Source organism: Roseivirga echinicomitans, assembly GCF_001592935.1.
In the GTDB taxonomy this organism is placed as follows: Bacteria; Bacteroidota; Bacteroidia; order Cytophagales; family Cyclobacteriaceae; genus Roseivirga; species Roseivirga echinicomitans.
This window is the reverse complement of the sequence record NZ_LRDB01000023.1, coordinates 205,808-222,226: the sequence shown is the minus strand read 5'-3', so window position 1 is coordinate 222,226 and position 16,419 is coordinate 205,808. Positions and strand designations below refer to the sequence as shown.

The 16,419-nt window shown below is 40.0% G+C and carries 13 protein-coding genes; 3 read left to right on the top strand and 10 right to left on the bottom strand.

What is annotated here, in order from left to right:
- Window positions 1–43: 43 nt before the first annotated feature.
- Genes paaC through AWN68_RS12295 form a run of 4 tightly spaced genes read right to left on the bottom strand, consistent with a single transcriptional unit; the run spans window position 44 to window position 3,001 of the window.
- A complete protein-coding gene (gene paaC, locus AWN68_RS12310; RefSeq protein WP_068416008.1) occupies window positions 44–799 on the bottom strand; it encodes a 1,2-phenylacetyl-CoA epoxidase subunit PaaC in 756 nt (251 codons plus the stop codon).
- Between the two features lie 2 nt (window positions 800–801).
- The gene (locus tag AWN68_RS12305; protein ID WP_068416006.1) at window positions 802–1,419 is read right to left on the bottom strand and encodes a phenylacetic acid degradation b; all 618 of its coding nucleotides are present in this window, start codon (window positions 1,417–1,419) and stop codon (window positions 802–804) included.
- 9 nt (window positions 1,420–1,428) lie between these two features.
- Window positions 1,429–2,415, bottom strand: coding sequence for a 1,2-phenylacetyl-CoA epoxidase subunit PaaA (paaA, locus tag AWN68_RS12300; RefSeq protein ID WP_068416004.1), 987 nt, complete (start codon window positions 2,413–2,415; stop codon window positions 1,429–1,431).
- 1 nt (window position 2,416) lies between these two features.
- Complete coding sequence (locus AWN68_RS12295; RefSeq protein WP_068416001.1) at window positions 2,417–3,001, bottom strand: TetR/AcrR family transcriptional regulator; 585 nt, start codon at window positions 2,999–3,001, stop codon at window positions 2,417–2,419.
- Window positions 3,002–3,070: 69 nt separating this feature from the next.
- Between AWN68_RS12295 and AWN68_RS12290 the strand changes: the two genes are divergently transcribed.
- Window positions 3,071–3,565: a hypothetical protein gene (locus AWN68_RS12290; protein ID WP_068415994.1), complete on the top strand. Its 495-nt coding sequence runs from the start codon at window positions 3,071–3,073 to the stop codon at window positions 3,563–3,565.
- Window positions 3,566–3,662: 97 nt separating this feature from the next.
- Here the strand turns inward: AWN68_RS12290 and AWN68_RS12285 are convergent, their stop codons facing one another.
- The 6 genes from AWN68_RS12285 to AWN68_RS12260 form a co-directional block, all read right to left on the bottom strand.
- The gene (locus tag AWN68_RS12285; RefSeq protein WP_068415992.1) at window positions 3,663–4,610 is read right to left on the bottom strand and encodes a hypothetical protein; all 948 of its coding nucleotides are present in this window, start codon (window positions 4,608–4,610) and stop codon (window positions 3,663–3,665) included.
- A 30-nt stretch (window positions 4,611–4,640) separates the two neighbouring features.
- Window positions 4,641–5,522, bottom strand: coding sequence for an outer membrane beta-barrel protein (locus AWN68_RS12280; RefSeq protein ID WP_068415989.1), 882 nt, complete (start codon window positions 5,520–5,522; stop codon window positions 4,641–4,643).
- Window positions 5,523–5,533: 11 nt separating this feature from the next.
- Entirely contained in the window at window positions 5,534–6,304 is a 771-nt protein-coding gene (locus AWN68_RS12275; RefSeq protein WP_068415987.1) for a hypothetical protein, read from the bottom strand.
- On the bottom strand, window positions 6,294–6,875 hold the full coding sequence (locus AWN68_RS12270; protein ID WP_068415983.1) for an RNA polymerase sigma factor: 582 nt from the start codon (window positions 6,873–6,875) through the stop codon (window positions 6,294–6,296). Before AWN68_RS12270 ends, AWN68_RS12275 begins: the two co-directional genes overlap by 11 nt.
- 178 nt (window positions 6,876–7,053) lie before the next feature.
- Window positions 7,054–9,564 (bottom strand): PspC domain-containing protein, encoded by a 2,511-nt coding sequence (locus AWN68_RS12265; RefSeq protein ID WP_068415979.1) that lies wholly within the window; start codon window positions 9,562–9,564, stop codon window positions 7,054–7,056.
- A 10-nt stretch (window positions 9,565–9,574) separates the two neighbouring features.
- On the bottom strand, window positions 9,575–9,910 hold the full coding sequence (locus tag AWN68_RS12260; RefSeq protein WP_068415977.1) for a PadR family transcriptional regulator: 336 nt from the start codon (window positions 9,908–9,910) through the stop codon (window positions 9,575–9,577).
- Window positions 9,911–10,149: 239 nt separating this feature from the next.
- Between AWN68_RS12260 and AWN68_RS12255 the strand changes: the two genes are divergently transcribed.
- Both AWN68_RS12255 and porU2 read left to right on the top strand, forming a co-directional pair.
- Complete coding sequence (locus AWN68_RS12255; protein WP_245658004.1) at window positions 10,150–11,349, top strand: putative type IX sorting system protein PorV2; 1,200 nt, start codon at window positions 10,150–10,152, stop codon at window positions 11,347–11,349.
- On the top strand, window positions 11,333–16,417 hold the full coding sequence (gene porU2, locus AWN68_RS12250; protein WP_068415972.1) for a putative type IX secretion system sortase PorU2: 5,085 nt from the start codon (window positions 11,333–11,335) through the stop codon (window positions 16,415–16,417). The genes AWN68_RS12255 and porU2 overlap by 17 nt, the downstream gene beginning before the upstream one ends.
- Window positions 16,418–16,419 lie beyond the last annotated feature (2 nt).

Genomic DNA, 16,419 nt, shown 5'->3' with positions numbered 1-16,419 from the left:
TTTATAACCTTAACCTCAATCTAAAGTTTCCCCAAATGACAAACTACCAGTCGGCTGTAGGGTCTAAATTAAACACCTCCGACATTTCATCCAGTAATGGCTGAAGGTTGTCTGTGTGCTGCCCATAACGACCACCATAAATAGGTTGGACGCTATTAATGTCTGGCATTTTCAGACTCGTTTCTTTAAGAATGGCCGTAATTTGTTCGGTCCACTCTTCTTTAATTACTGCCTCTCCACAAAAGATATTTTCCTTAATTAATTCGGCTTCGAACTTAGAAGGCTCGAAAATACCCAAGGCATAAGGCATGGCTTCCTCTAGTGAATTCTGAAGCCTAGAAACACTTTCTTCAGTAGCAGAACCCAGTTGCTTCATCCAGATTTTGGCGTGCATGGTGTGGTACTTGATTTCTCCTTTGATCTTTTTGGCCAATAGCGCCAAAGGTTCATAGGATGAACTTGCCAAATGTGTAAACCTGATTTGTTCCGCCATATCAAACAGAAAATGCCTGATTAAACTGAAGTCATATTCACCGTTCGGTAATTCCACCAACTGACAATTATGGAACTGGTCTGCATTTCGCATAAAAGCAACCATGTCAGGCTCAGATTCACCAAGCTCATGGAGCAGCTTATAGATCTGCCAGCTTTGGCCCACTTTATCTTGTGCCATGGATGAAAAGGCGATATCTTCTTCTAGTAATGGCCCAAAACCCGTCCATTCTGAGTTACGATGGCCTAAAATGAGCTGATCGTCAGCCATTTTATAAAGTAAATCCTTAAGTGCTTCGGTGTTCATATTTAGGCTTGTTGTTCCTTAAATGCTTTAATCTTATCGCCCGCTTTATAGTCAATCGCGTCTCGATATTTTTTCTCTTTCAGTGTATCCCAAATGTCACGGTCGTCTTGATCTGAAGCTAAAATGTGCTCTGACTTTACAATCCAAATATTGAATACAGGCTTCTCTGATTGAAAATCTACTTTTGCTTTGGCAAGGGCATCTTCAAAATCTTTGGCCATGACACTACCTTCGTATTTGTGATGCTTTCCTCTCTTTGCTAAATGGAAAATTTCGAAACTATCGCGTTCTATTCCGCTTGGAATGGCGCTTACCAAATTGTATACATCTATACCATTGTCGGTATAATCCGAAACCTTAATATTTTCGGTTTTTACCACGCACAAAGCGTTACAAAACATACCTCTACGGCTGTATTGTTCTTTGGCAAAAAGGAAAGCCATTTCTTCATTGGGTGCGTGGATGGATCCAGCATGTTCAAAAGGTTTTCCTTCTTTTGTTTCTATAAATGCCTCGTAGGTTTCGAATTGATCAAGCTCATTTTTTTCAATGATTTCCTGATCAGTCGATTCGCTAATGCCCAATCGGGTTACCCGTGGGTCTAAAGATTTTAACTTCATGCTAATAGTTTACGCAAGTGGAGCTACATATTTTGCTTTGGGCGCTAATAAGGCTTGTCGTACCCATGCGCCTCTTTCTTCGGCTACACGTCTAACCGCCAAGCGCTCTTTGTTACATGGGCCATCTCCATTGATCACTCTTTTGAATTCTTCCCAGTCTGGTTCTGTGAATTGCCACTCACCTGTTTCTGGATCTTTTCTCAAATTTTCGTCAGGAAGGGTTAAACCTAGCTCCCAAATTTTTGGCACATACATGTCCAAGAATTGCTGGCGACATTCATCATTTGATGACATTTTTACTTTCCAACGCATTAAAATCTCTGAGTGTACAGAGATTTTATCTGAAGGACCAAAGAAGTGCATCATTGGCGTCCACCATCTGTTGAACGCTTCTTGCATCATTTCACGCTGCACTTTTGTGCCTGTGGCCAAATGAATTACGCAGTGGTGCCCATACTTTAAATGGAAAGATTCTTCGGCACAAATTCTTTCTAAGGCACGGCAATAGGGGCCGTAGCTTCCTTTAGAATTCGCGATTTGATTAACGATTGCTCCCGCATCTACCAGCCATGAAATAAAGCATGAATCGGCCCAAGTAAAGGCAGGGTAATTAAATATGTTGGAGTATTTCGATTTGCCATTGATCAAATCGGTAATCATTTCTTCCCTCGGTTTGCCTAGGGTTTCGGCAGCAGAGTAAAGTAATTGGGCATGCCCAACTTCATCCTGCACCTTCGCCATAAGGGCTAATTTTCTTTTGAAACCAGGAGCGCGGGTAATCCAAGTGCCTTCTGGTAAAGCTCCGATGATTTCTGAATGCGCATGCTGCTCAATCATTCGGGTCAGTTGCTTTCTATACAATTGAGGCATCCAATCTGAGGGCTCGATTTTCTCGCCTCTGTCGATTCTTGCTTCAAATTCTGCCAATTTTATCGGATCCTCGTCAGTAAGGGCCGTAGCTTTCATGGCTTCGAATGAGTTTCCACCTCCGTACATATTAATTGTTTTTTAGTCCGTTTAACAATAGGCCCGATAGTCTTTTTCCAACTTCTTCTGGACTCAAACTACCATCAGGCTTATACCAATTGTGAGTCCAGTTTAACGAAGAAAGAATGGTAAGCATCATGAATTTATCATCTACTAGCTTGAATTCGCCAGAAGCCATTCCATCCTTTAATATCTTTTTGAATCTCCCTTCGTAGTCATCGCGCATGGCTAAAAACTCACTCAGGAAGGGTTCACTTAAATGCCTCCATTCATTAAAGAAAACGGCAGAAGCGTTCGTGTCTTTAGTAATTACTTTTACATGAGCGATCATGGCTTTTTCCATTTTCGCTGCATTACCACCAGTTTCTTCATCTACTTCCTGCCAAGCACTATAGAATTCTTCGGCCATGCGGAAACATATTCGTTGCAGAATTTCTTCTTTTGATTTGATATGAGAATAGAGACTCGCGGCTTCAATTCCCAAATCTTGCGCTAAATTGCGCATCGAAGTGGCTGCATAACCTCTAGATTGAAAAAGAGTGGTTGCTTTTTCTTCTATTTGTTGCTTTCTGCTTTTCTTTACGACAGTTTTCATTTGCTGCGAATATAAACATACTAACGTTCGTTAGCAAGAGATTGTTATTACACACAATTTACACAAACCATGCAATTGAACGACCCTAATTTTGATAAAAGTGCATTCATCAAAAAGCTTGAAACCACTATCTATGTGATGTTTGTGTTGCCTCTTGCTTTTTTCGGCTATGCCTTTTTAGAGCGTGAAGCGAGTGGTGAGCTTCGGTCTGTATTTTATGAAGAGCCAGATGTCATGTTTCATGCGGTAATGGCTGCTGGTATTGGTTATGTATTGATGAGAACTTTGACAACTTGGAAAAGGGATGCACTTAAAGTTTTAAAGCAAATACCAGAGTTGGATATGAAGTTAATAAAGCTCCGAAAATCTATCCTTTATAGAAACCTAATGTGGTCTTTTGGTGCTATAATTGGCGCGTTCGGTTTGTATGAGAAAGGGGATATGGTTTATGCACTTGTGTTCAGTTTGTTCTTGGTTTTAATCACCGCCAATCGCCCAAGCCCAAAATATTTCGCGAACTTCTTTGGCTTGAAAGGAGAAGAGCGAAAGTGGATGGAGGAATAAATTGTGAGGATGTTTATCGTTATTAACGAAAACAGGAAGCACAAAAAAAGGCCGAATAAATTGCTTCATTCGGCCTAGTAATAATTTAAATTTTATTTTAGAAAGTTACTCCAATAGTGATTGGGTTGAGCTCCGGGCCTTTTCCGTTTTCAAATAGCTCGTTGAAATCATAGGTCATAAACATATCGAAACCGTTGATGCCTACTTGAAGCCTGGCGCCATATCTAAAGTCATTTACAAAGAAACCACCTTTGCTTTTTACTTTATCACGGTCTCCATCTGTACGGTCTATGTATTTGGCTTTGTTGCCTAATCGCAGACCGGCATAAGGGCCAACCCCAATTCTGAAGCCAGTCCTGTGGCTAAATGCAATACGCACATCGTCTTCTTCATACTTTTTTACAATTCTCTTTCCTCTACTAAAGTCGAACATAGGCACAGCTTTCACATTGAGGTAAGATACTTTGAGTTTACTTTTTAGAGCGCTTCCAATATTAGTTTCTTCCACAAAGTTGAGCTGACCGCCATTCGGATCTAAGCGAGTTGCGGAGTTTTCGAATTTGTAATTGTACCAGCTAAAACCTCCACCCCAATCCAGGTACAATGGACCACTTACATAGGTGGTGTGGTTCCAGTTGAGTCCTATAAAAACAGAGCCTAAAGGTTTTACTTGATAAAGATCACTGGAAGACGGAAAGCTGCCGTTGTTCAAATAGTTGTTGAAGCCAATTTCGAAATCAAGGCTTTTTAATGTGCCGTGATCGTGTTGTTCAATGTATTCAAAATTTCTAGGTCGATTGCGCATTGATCTCCAATCTGAATCCCAGTCATCTTCTATTTCAATGTTGATTCCCAAGAAACCCATGCGTAAGTAGAAATCATTGTCGTTGATGAAAATACTGTTTGCGTTCCTTTTAGGGATACTTACTACCGTATCTAAACGTTCGAGATTATCGTGCCTACCCCATGTCCATTGCGCACTGAGGCTTTGATTTACCAAAAGGAGTCCCATGGCAATCAAAAGTATATTGAATTGCTTTTTCATTATCGTTGTATTTTATTTTGAGTTGTTGTTTTAGAAAATCACCCCAAATGTTACAGGGTTAAGTCTCGGTGCATTTGCTTCTTCTTCAAATAATTCGGAGATGTCGTAGTTGAAGAATAAATCAAAGGAACTCCATCCCATTTGGGCACGCATACCATACTTGAATGGGTTAATGTAGAGGCTGTCTTTGAATTTGTCTTTCTGACTATCACCAGTCAAATCATCATATTTGTATTTGGTGTGGCTGCTGATTCTGTAGCCTGCATATACTCCAGCACCTATTCTAAATGAATTGTATTTGCCGAATGAGAAAGTGGGAACTAGGTGCACGTTTAAGTGCATCATATTGATTTTGCTTTTCTTACCTACGCGATCCATTCGTTCAACGAAATCAACAGACTTGTTGGTACGATCTACTATCATTTCAACTCTCGTGTTTTCAAAGCTCAAATCTTGAATACTTGCGCCAATACCCCAGTCCAGATAGAGTGGGCCTAAGATGCGTGTTGCGTGATCGAAGTTGAGTGCGGCATACCAAGAGGTGAGGGGGTTGAGTGTGAAAAGTGCATCACTGCTCGGTAAATCTCCATCTTGTAAATAGTTGTTTAATCCAACGTAGATGTTCACGAAGCTTTGAGTTCCTTTTCTTGGGTAATACCTGTCGAGATCATCTCTCCAATTGTTTTCCTCTAAAGTGGCTTCTAAAGCCTTCGAGCTGTACTTGGCTTCAGGAACAGATTTAGTAAAATCCCATCCTGAGTTTTCCGTGCCTCCAAGCTTGAAAGCTGAGGTTTTTGACTCAACTTTCAAGTCCTGATCGAGGTACGCTTCGTTTTGTGCTTTGGCTAGGCTGGTGCTCAATACGACCAATAAGAGCATACCTATGACTTTTGTTGTAGTAATTGTTTTCATATTTCGAGCTGTTATTTTTCTTGTTTGTTATCTGGGAATTTCGTGTCATCTTCACCTTCAGTATCTACTCCATACTTAAGCTCATTGGCTACAAATTCATTTTTCGTGGCTCTCAGATCAGATAAGGTTTCTTTGGTTTTGCTCACGCTTTTGGCAATGCTAATAAGTCCATCCATCATGCTGAATTTCTTCTTGCGTTGCATGTCAATTTCAAAGGATTCGTCAGTGTAATCTCTTAATGTTAGCGGCATTAATTTCAAGTAGTCGAAATCAACCGAAGTGTTTACCGAGAGTACTTGTCCAATGTCAATTTTATCAAAATTGATGATTACACGTGATTCTTCAGTAGGCTCAATAATATCAACAGTTGGTGTTGCATCAACCTGAGCCGTCAGTCTTGCTGGTGGAGTTATTTGCTGTGGCTGAATGACCTGAATACTTGGATCGGCCTCTTTTTCTTGAGGTTGATTTTCGGTATTTTCTTTCTCATTTGCAGGAGTGCCAATGCTTTTTTGGTCAGGCGTTTTTACACCTTCATTCTCCACTTCTTTATTGGCTTGAAGTTGTTCAAGATCGTTTCCTGATTTATTAGCTTGATTGATATATAAGGCACCAGCAGTAAGAATGATTACAATACTTGCTGCTATGCTTAGTGAGAAGAAAGCACCTTTTTTCTTTTTGGCAAGATTGCCTTCTATTTGACTCCAAGCATTTGCTGGGGGTGCTATTTTATGGCTGCCTAGTTTTTCTCTAAAGAGATCATCTATTGGGTTACCCTTCATTACTCATTAATTTAACTTCCATACTATCTTCTGCTTGAACTAACATCTTTTGAAGATGTGCTCTCGCTCTGCTCAATTGGGATTTCGAGGTGTTCTCGCTAATGCCCAACTTCTCTGCTATTTCCTTGTGAGAAAAGCCTTCGATGGCGTAAAGGTTGAAAACGGTTTTGTAGCCCGTTGGCAGTAAGTCGATCATTTTGTGCAAATCTTCCACCTCTAGGTGGTTATGCAGTTGCTGATAATCGGGTTCTCTTTCTGCTTTTTCAATCTCTACTTCCAAAAACATGCTTTTGTTTCTTCGAATGTAGGTCAGTGATTCGTTGACCATTATTCTTCGAATCCAGCCTTCGAAACTTCCTTCGCCAGTAAACTGATCAATTTTTCGAAAAACTTTTGTGAAACCACAAACCAAAACGTCCTCTGCTTCTTGTAGCTCGATCACATACCGTCTGCAAACAGAATACATCAATGGAGCGTACTTTTCGTACAGTTCGCATTGCGCCTTTCTGTCGCCCTTACGGCAAGCTTCAACGAGCTTTTCTTCAGATTTTGACTTTTTGATTTGAAGCATTTTTTGGTTGATTCACAAGGTAGATGTATGAATGTTAAATTTGGTTGCATGGCCCTGATAAAAATTTCTACTTAGAGGGCTCTTCTTACTTTATTGAAGCGTAAAGTTCTTGATTTAGAATGAATTAACCCAATGCATAGCTACGCATTGGGTTAAGGTTAAATGGTTTGAGATGAATTTAAAACTTGGTGACTGTTGCCGATCTGCCTTTATCTCGAATGTTTAACTGTCCTTTTCCTTTGTAGCTGATAGAAGAAAAACCTTCGGCTGTAACGTTCAAATCTTGATTTACATTAATCCGAACTCGACTCTCATTGTCGGTTTCTATTTCTGCTATTTCTACATTGGCGTCATAACCATAGAGCCTGGCGTCTTTTTGTAAAAGGGCTTCTAGTTTATTTATGTTGCCAGACAGGTTCACCCTGGCTTCATCAGTAAGAAAGAGTTCTAGTTCATCAAATTGGCTATTTAGATTTACTATGCCATTATCAAAAACTCTGATGTTAATGAGCTCTGTACTGAAGTCTTCAATGTTTAAGTCTACATTATTAGAAACCCGAATTCTACTCAATTCAGGAACAGTAATGGTGATTTCCATATTTGAAGTTTCTTCTTCGTCCAATTTGAAGTCTACTCTAGATAAACTCAGTTCGTTGTTAAAAATACGTAAATCAGGAGTGCTGAATTTTGTCTTGCTTGACACTTCCATTTCGTACTTATCTCCCTTAACTAAATTCACTTTAAAACTGCTGCTTAGTTTCAGGCTAGAAAAATCATCAAGGTCGAATCTCTGTGTATTCGATTGAGTACTACCATTAGTTAGCGCTTCTTCTGATTCGCAGGTTAAGCATACTAAATCACCGTCCTGAAAAACCCAAGTGTTATTATAAGCTTGTCTCCAGCTGTATCCGTATCTGAAGTATTGCAAGATTGAACGCATTCCTTCACTTATTTTAAATGGTCTTCCCTCTGGAATAAAGAATGTAATATCTGCTTCTTGGGCCCTGAACTCTACTCTTTCAGGGAATGTCATTTCCGAATCAAAAGTGATTGTACTGCCATCAACTTTGTATCCATAACTGAGTTCTTGTGCCCTTTTTTCAGCATCATCCAAACTTCTACCTCTTGCTCTGAATCGTTTTTCTACCCTAAACTGATCAGAATCACTCATTCGAATGTCTAGGTCAGTAAAGTCAGAAGTGTAAGTGTCATTGTAAGAATAGTAAGAATCATTATCCCATCTGTAGCCCCTTCTCGTGAAATGGCCATATCGAACTTCATTCATGCTAAGCGTTACTGTGTCGGCCACTATTTCAAAATCATCAGCAACTCTATAAATGCCTTCATCTCTGAAATCACGGACTACATTGGGGATAGTAGCAAAGGTTCCGAGAATGGCGATGAACCAAATGCCCAAAATACTCCAGCCTACTGCTGGGCTCATGATTCTTCGCTTTGCAATAATTGTTATACCGGCAATGAATAGATAAAGTACAGGTATAAATGAAGTAATAAATAAGAAAATTAAGCCCATTTCTGGAACCGTGTTTCTAAACATTTCTAATGGAAAATAGGCCAAATCACTATCCCAAAGAAACCAATCTCCATTATAAAGCCCCATGAATACACCTGTGGCTACTAGTAAGGAAATCATTACAGATAATGCCGTAGTGGCAATTATTGCGCCAGTAGCAATGCGAATTACAGCGACAAGGAAAAGCATTAGTGGAGCGAAAGCACGTCCAAGCCCAACGAATATTTTACCAATTAATCGGAATGGGAAAAGTAAAACCTTGGTAAATGTGCCTTCACCCTTTGGCTCAAAGTCTGTTGTTTTGCTCTTTTTATAGTTAGTGTCTATGTTCGATAACGTAACCGCCTCACCTTTCATTTGCATTTTGTCGGTAAGTGAATTCGCCTCTGGCGTAATAATCCATAAAATAATATAGAGTATAAAGCCTGTTCCAAAACCAAAAAGCAAGACCAGAAAGATGATCCTAACGATCATAGTGTCAATACTAAGGTAGTTGGCCAAGCCAGACGAAACACCACCAATTACTTTTTGATCTGGGTCGCGATAGAATTTTTTCAAATTCTTATTTTCAACCAGATTGTTGCTCCCAGGAGTAACAGCCCACATAATGAAGTAGGCAATAAATACAAGAGCGGTTAAAGGTCCTGCGAATACCAAACCAAAGGTGACCGCAAGTATTCCAACCCTCATCCATAACGGATCAAAATTGTAATAATGGGCGATTCCAGAAGCTACACCACCTAAAATTTTACGATTTAAATCACGATATAACCTCTCCGTTTTTTCATAACCGGAAGTGCTTCTACCAGATGACGCGCTTTGACGATCATCTTTGACCTTCTTTTTCTTCTCTTCTTTTTTAGGAGTAGGCTCAAAATCATCCTCTTCTTCGATGGCCTCGAAATCCGAGATATTTCCCATTGTTTTGATCAATGCATTTACATCTTCGGCAGAAACAACTTGGTTACCGTCTTGAAGTTTTTCTAGGAATATCTCAGCTACTCGGCCTTCTATGTCGGCTATGATTTCTTCACTGTCCTCGTAAGGAGAGAAATATTTATTGATGGAATCGAGGTAGTGTTTGAGGGTTTCGTAACCATCTTCCTCAATATGAAATATGATGCCACCTATATTTATGCTTATGTTCTTTTTCATGACGGCAGTATTATGAGTTGTTTTTTGTTATGATTTGAGATGCTGATTCGACCAATTGAAGCCAAGTATTACTTAAGCTGTTTTTAAATTCTTTGCCCTCTTCGGTAATGGTATAGTATTTTCGGGGTGGGCCAGAGTTGGATTCTACCCATTTATACTCAAGCAGTCCCGCCTTTCTAAGACGGGTGAGCAATGGGTATAGTGTGCCTTCAACTACTATGATTTTCGCTGAAGTGAGTTCTTCGAGCATATCAGAAGCGTAAACTTCTCCTCTCGAAATAATATGCAGAATACAGAATTCGAGAATTCCTTTTCGCATTTGGACCTGAGTGTTTTCTAAATTCATCTCTTAACCTTTAAGATGTTCGACCTTTTCATATACAAACATACGTAAAAAGGTACTATGTGTTACATAGTACTATATAAAAAATAATTCCTTGTTTAAAAAATGGTTAAAAACAGCTGTTCTGAGGTAGTCTGAATGTTTTTTGCTTACTTTGTGAAAGGGCATTAAAATATTTATGATACTGTTGAGTTCTATGTATGGCCTCAACTCCTATTATTAAATATGTTGAATTTTGATTATTGGAGGGATACGATTTACTCGTGAGAAGAAACCTTAAAAAGCTACAATGGGGGATGCTATTAATTCCTCTATTTTTATATTCACCTAGACTACAAAGTCAAAATACGCCCAAATACAGCAATGAGTTTTTGGCTATTGGTGTTGGTGCGCGAGCCTTGGCTATGTCCAATGCTATGACTTCCGTGGCGGACGATGCAACAGCAGCCTATTGGAATCCCGCAGCTCTCACCGATATTGAATACCGCCATCAGTTTACGGCACAGCACGCAGCTTACTTTGCAGGAACAGCCAACTACGACTATATTTCGTACGCTAGAGCTATTGACCAATTTAGCCATTTCGCTGTGTCTGTTATTCGATTGGGGATTGATGACATTCCCGATACACGATTTTTGTTCGATGACAACGGAAGGCTCAATTATGATAATATTGACTTTTTCAGTGCTCAGGATTACGCCTTTGTTTTATCTTATGCCAGTTCGGTGGGTTTGATTTTTGGAAATGAATTTGGACGAGGTTTGACTTTTGGGGTGAACTTTAAAGTAATTCGTAGAAAGGTAGGTGATTTTGCAGACGCTTGGGGTTTCGGGATTGATGCCGCCATGAAATACCGCCATTACGATTGGGACTTTGGAATAATGATCAGGGATGTGTCTACAACATTTAATTCTTGGACGATTAACCAAGATAACCTAGCCGCTATTTTTTCTCAAACAAATAATGATTTACCAGGGAACTCTCTAGAGATTACACTGCCTAAGCTTATTGCAGGTGCCTCACGAACTTTTAGAATTAATGAAAAGATGGGTATACTTACTTCAGCCGACTTAGTATTTACTTTTGATGGTCGTAGAAATACTTTGGTGAAAACAGGTTTTGCTTCTTTCGAACCTCAACTTGGTTTTGAAATGGATTACGAGGATAAGTTTTTTGTTAGAATGGGGATTGGAAATTTTCAAAGAATAAAAGAATTCACACGAGTGGATGGAGGTTCAGAACAAACCTATTGGGCTTTTCAACCTAATATTGGACTGGGAATTAAACTCGATGATTTGGTGATTGATTATGCCTTAACCGACATTGGAAATGTGGCTGAGTCACCATACTCTCACGTTTTTAGCTTGAAATACTCATTAGATGCCTTATCGGGCATGTATTCTAAGGATAAAAGAAAGGAGAGAGATGGGAAGAGTAAGTAAAGTCGCGTTTCTTATCATTGCCAGTTTGATGATTATTTCTCAGGTGAGCTACGCTCAGTTGATCGGTAACGAGTGGATTAACTATGACCAATCTTATTTTAAAATTAAAACAGGGTCGGACGATATTTATAGGTTAACGTATGAGTCGCTTGAGAAAGCGGGGTATAACTTTTCAGAAGCCGCCACCAATAACTTTAACCTATTTCATAGAGGTAAAGAAGTAGCCATTTCCGTAAATGACGGTGGGGATAGTGTTTTCGGTGCTGGCGATTATATTGAGTTTTTCGGAAAGAAAAATGATGGGACTCAAGACACCGAACTCTTTAATTCTCCTGCCAGCCAGATTCATAAGTACTATAACCTATTCTCAGATACAACCGCTTTCTTCCTTACCTCTTCTTCGGGCGCTACCGGCAAAAGAATGGAGGTTTTGAATGAGTCCACAGCTGGGCTTACTCGAGTACCATCTCATACAAATGAAGCACTTCAGGTGTATACCTCTCAGTTTTCCTTTGGTCAATATTATCAAATAGGCAACCCAAGCGGTGAAGTGAAACTATCTCATTATGATCGAGGGCAAATGTTTGTCAGCGATACAATCATGAGAAATGAGTTCACTATTCGAAGTGGAAAAACTTTTAGAGACTTCGTTATCAATAATGTAACGCTTGGGGTAAGTAGTCAGGGAACTCCGAGATTAACGGTACAAATTGTTGGGTTTAACAATCGACTGCACAATACTTCAATCCATATTGGGCCAGATACAGAGCATTTAAGAACGATTTCGCAAGACATCCATCTGAATTATAGCAATTTTGGGACAGACACTAAGCAGATCGAATGGACAGATATTTCGTCAACAGGGCGACTCGTTGTTAGGGTAGAAGCCGTAGGTTTTCCTGAAATACCCGATGATAGAGTGGCGGTTGGCTATATAAAACTTTCCTTTCCACAAGAGTTGGATGCCCAAGCACGAGATAAGCTCATTTTCAATTTACCGGCAAAGGCGGGCAATAGCCTGTTGCAGGTAGAAAATGTAGTAGGAGAGTCAGATCTATATGACATTACTGACTATCTAAATATTAGAAAAGTGACCACAACTTTAACAGGGAGCAATTTGAGTGGTGTTGTCAGGTCTAATAATGAAGTTAGAAAAATTTTCATGAAGAGGAGAAGTGCCTTCTTAACGCCAAAAATAGAAAAAGTGACCTTTAATTATGATGACGTTACCGATAATAATTACCTCATTATTTCACATCCGGAGCTTAGGAAACCAGTGGAGGGACGATACGATGACCCAGTTCAGGCTTATATAGACTATAGAAGCTCAATAGAAGGGGGTAATTTTAATGTGCTTTATGCCGATGTAACCAAACTTTATGATGAATTCAGTTATGGTGAGTATACTCCATTGGCCATTCGCAGGTTTGTACGTCATGTATATAACAATAGCAACCCTGAGTATTTGTTCATCATAGGTAGAGGTAGAAGGGTAGACAATCAGGTGCAAAGGTTACCCAATCCATTGGCTGTTTCTAGAAGAGATTTAGTGCCAACTATGGGTGCGCCAGGATCGGATATTTTGTATACTCAAGCTTTAGATGGTGTGGCCAATATCCCTACTATTCCAGTCGGAAGGTTATCTGTAAATATTTCTACAAGCGTAGCCAACTATTTGGATAAGGTCAAAGAAAAGGAATCGACTATAAAAGACTCACCTTGGACCAAAAATATTGTTCACCTAAGTGGAGGGTTAACAAGTGATGAGTTGGTTCGATTTAAGGAATTTATCAAAGGCTTTGGTGACCAGGTAAGTGCCGATTATTTAGGAGCGAACGTTAATAATGTTTCTAAAAATACGAATAACGCAGTTCAGAAATTCAACATATCAGAGGAGGTAAATAAAGGTGTAGGCTTGATTACTTTCTTTGGGCATTCTTCATCGAGTTTTACTGATATTGACATTGGAACAGTTTCTGACCCAAGTAATGGATATAATAATCAGGGTCGTTACACTGCCTTTATAGTGAACGGATGTCGTGGTGGAGAAATATTCGATCGAAGCTCTTTTGGGGAAGACTGGCTGTCTGCCGAAGGAAAGGGTGCGACCAACTTCATTGCCCATACCGATGTAGGTATTCCCAATTCATTGCGAGACTATACAGCTGAATTTTATAACCTATTGGCAGACACCTTATGGATGACCCAATCCATCGGTAACCTTCAGAAAGAAACCATTAGGAATTATTTGGCGAATAATTTTCAGTTAGATCAAACGGATATTGCAGCTGTTGAACAGATTCTCTTGCAGGGAGACCCAGCTATTCCTTTGTTTGGTCACGATAAAGTGGATTATATAATAAGAACTGAGGATATCTTTTTGAGATCCAAGGATGGAAGAGAAATCACTGCAGCTTCTCCCTTTTTCGAATTAGGAGTAATTGTGAACAATGGTGGCAGAACAAGTACAGATTCACTGTCGGTTTCTGTCAACCGAAAGCTTGATGATGGTACCGTGATCAACTTACCGCTAGTGAAGGTTAAGCCAATCCGTTATCAGGATACTGTATTCTATGAAATTGCAAATCAGGGCTTAGATTTTTTTGGAGAAAATAGATTTGAAGTAATTCTGGATGCCGAAGGCAGCGTAGCCGAAGGTAGTGAGCTGAATAATAGTGCTGAAGCTTCATTTTTCTTTCCTGCAAAAGGAACATTTAATACTGCCCCTTTTAACTTTCAAACGATTAATGTCACTTCTGTGAGTCTTGTAGTACAATCTGCCGATCTTAAATTGAATGATAGGTCTTATGTTGTGCAAATTGATACAGTTAATACTTTTGATAGCCCTTGGAAAAAGGAGCAGGTTTTGACCGGCAAAGGGATTAGTACTTGGGATTTGGACTTAGTAGCTCCGACCGTCAATGACTCAATTCAATACTATTGGAGAAGTGTTTTTCAAGATGAGCAAACTGTAGACCCTATTCCTTGGTCAAACTCTACCTTTACATATATAGAAAATAGTGATAGAGGTTGGGCACAAACCGAATTTGATCAGCACGAGAGCCTAAGGTTAAGTTCTGTGGCCAAAAGTGAGAATAATGAGGTTTGGGTGTTTGCTGGAACGAGTACCAGCATAGAAGTTGAAACTTATGGTTCGGAGCATGCGAGTGGTCAACGTGCTTCTGATATAGTCGTAAATATAAATGGGCAAGCCATTATTCCCGCTAACCCGTGTAACCTAAGTACTTTCAATGCGATTGCTTTTAATAAAGACAGTGGTCAACCTTACTTTGTGCTTCAAACCGATGGCGTTTTTGACGAAAATGATCCGCTCAAGTGCGGAAAATCTCCAAGCTATATCAACTCGTTTACGAATCAGGTATTGTCGGATGTGAATGTTTTGCCTGCGCAAAGTTTGATGCGCCAATATGTTAATGGTGTTGACGATCAGGACTTTGTGCTTTTCTTTTCCGTAGGTCAATTGACTTATAACACTTGGCGAACCGATGTACGTGACGATATGGAACGAGTAGGGGCAAGCCGGTTTACAATCAATGGATTGCAAACGGGGGAGCCTTATATTATGTATGGTAGAAAAGGTCAAGTGGCAGGTCAGGCGCAAGAAGTGGTTGGCGAACCGATTGGGGCAGATGATAATGCTCGAAAAGCAAGAATTACATTTGATGCCGCCATTGTGGCCAGTATTGATAGTGGAAGTGTTCAGTCACCAACAATTGGCCCAGCTACTGCTTGGGGTAGGTTTACCAAGGATATTCAAATAGGCTCTACTGACGAAATAATATTCAATATAATGGGGGTGGCACCAAATGGCACGGAAACTATACTGTTTCCAAATATTGCTTTTGACGATGCTGACTTAAGTGCTGTTGATCCCTTAAAGTATCCATACCTCAGGTTTTATGTAGTAATGAAAGATAAGGCGTTGGCCACTCCTCCACAGCTTAAAAGCTGGTCGATTTCATTTGCGGGTGTTCCGGAAGGTATAGTGTCATTACAGAATAATGAGAATACTAACATTGAACTGGACGAAGGAGAACCATTTAATGCCCTGTTTAGGTTCACTAATATTTCGGAATACGATTTTCAAGGGCCACTGGAAGTACGTTATATTTTGCGAAATCAAATTACGGGAGAAGAAGTAACTGCTACCATTGAGATCCCTGCTGTAGCCGCAGGCCAGTTTGTAGATTTCTCTTTGCCTGTTGACACCAAAGGAAAAGTGGGGCTGAATGACCTGCAAGTGTTTGTAAACAATGGGGGAGAATTGGAACAGTACTTTAATAATAATGTAATTAGGCTCGAGAGTTTTTTCAATGTGCTAAGAGACGAGACCAACCCCGCCATTGATGTTACTTTTGATGGGGTCAATATTTTAGATGGAGATATTGTTTCACCAAGGCCCTTGGTGGCCTTAGAATTAAGAGATAATAACCAGTTCCTTTTAAAAACCGACACCCTTGGAGTTGAAATTAAGTTGGGCTCGGCTTGTGATGGGTGTCAACTCAAACGAATCAATTTTTCAGATCCAAACGTAACCTTTACTCCGGCCAGCGAAAACTCTAATTATAGAGTCCAGTTTCAACCAGCAGGACTTGAGGATGGTGTTTACTCATTGCAAGTCGAAGCGACCGATGCTTCAGGAAACCAATCAGGAATTGGGCCTTATACTATTACTTTTGAAGTAATCAATGAGGCTACCGTTACCAATTTCTATCCATATCCAAATCCTTTTTCAAGTAGTACAAGGTTTGTGTTTACGCTCACGGGAACAGAAGTCCCTGATCAGGTAACCATACAGATTTTTACGGTTTCTGGTAAAGTGGTGAGAGAGATTACGCAAGATGAACTCGGGCCAATCCGCATTGGAAATAACATTACCGATTACGCATGGGATGGCAAAGATGAGTTTGGTGATCAACTGGCCAACGGTACTTATTTATATCGTGTAAAGCTTAAAGCTAATGGCCAGGACTTGGGTGCTCGCGCTACCAAAGGCGATAGGGGCTTTAATAAACTGGGTTTTGGTAAGTTGGTTATCCTGAGATAACC

What these genes read in the sequence shown, in the direction of transcription:
- paaC (WP_068416008.1), bottom strand. Translation starts at nt 799, where the DNA reads ATGAACACCGAAGCACTTAAGGATTTACTTTATAAAATGGCTGACGAT.
- AWN68_RS12305 (WP_068416006.1), bottom strand. Translation starts at nt 1,419, where the DNA reads ATGAAGTTAAAATCTTTAGACCCACGGGTAACCCGATTGGGCATTAGC.
- paaA (WP_068416004.1), bottom strand. Translation starts at nt 2,415, where the DNA reads ATGTACGGAGGTGGAAACTCATTCGAAGCCATGAAAGCTACGGCCCTT.
- AWN68_RS12295 (WP_068416001.1), bottom strand. Translation starts at nt 3,001, where the DNA reads ATGAAAACTGTCGTAAAGAAAAGCAGAAAGCAACAAATAGAAGAAAAA.
- AWN68_RS12290 (WP_068415994.1), top strand. Translation starts at nt 3,071, where the DNA reads ATGCAATTGAACGACCCTAATTTTGATAAAAGTGCATTCATCAAAAAG.
- AWN68_RS12285 (WP_068415992.1), bottom strand. Translation starts at nt 4,610, where the DNA reads ATGAAAAAGCAATTCAATATACTTTTGATTGCCATGGGACTCCTTTTG.
- AWN68_RS12280 (WP_068415989.1), bottom strand. Translation starts at nt 5,522, where the DNA reads ATGAAAACAATTACTACAACAAAAGTCATAGGTATGCTCTTATTGGTC.
- AWN68_RS12275 (WP_068415987.1), bottom strand. Translation starts at nt 6,304, where the DNA reads ATGAAGGGTAACCCAATAGATGATCTCTTTAGAGAAAAACTAGGCAGC.
- AWN68_RS12270 (WP_068415983.1), bottom strand. Translation starts at nt 6,875, where the DNA reads ATGCTTCAAATCAAAAAGTCAAAATCTGAAGAAAAGCTCGTTGAAGCT.
- AWN68_RS12265 (WP_068415979.1), bottom strand. Translation starts at nt 9,564, where the DNA reads ATGAAAAAGAACATAAGCATAAATATAGGTGGCATCATATTTCATATT.
- AWN68_RS12260 (WP_068415977.1), bottom strand. Translation starts at nt 9,910, where the DNA reads ATGAATTTAGAAAACACTCAGGTCCAAATGCGAAAAGGAATTCTCGAA.
- porU2 (WP_068415972.1), top strand. Translation starts at nt 11,333, where the DNA reads ATGGGAAGAGTAAGTAAAGTCGCGTTTCTTATCATTGCCAGTTTGATG.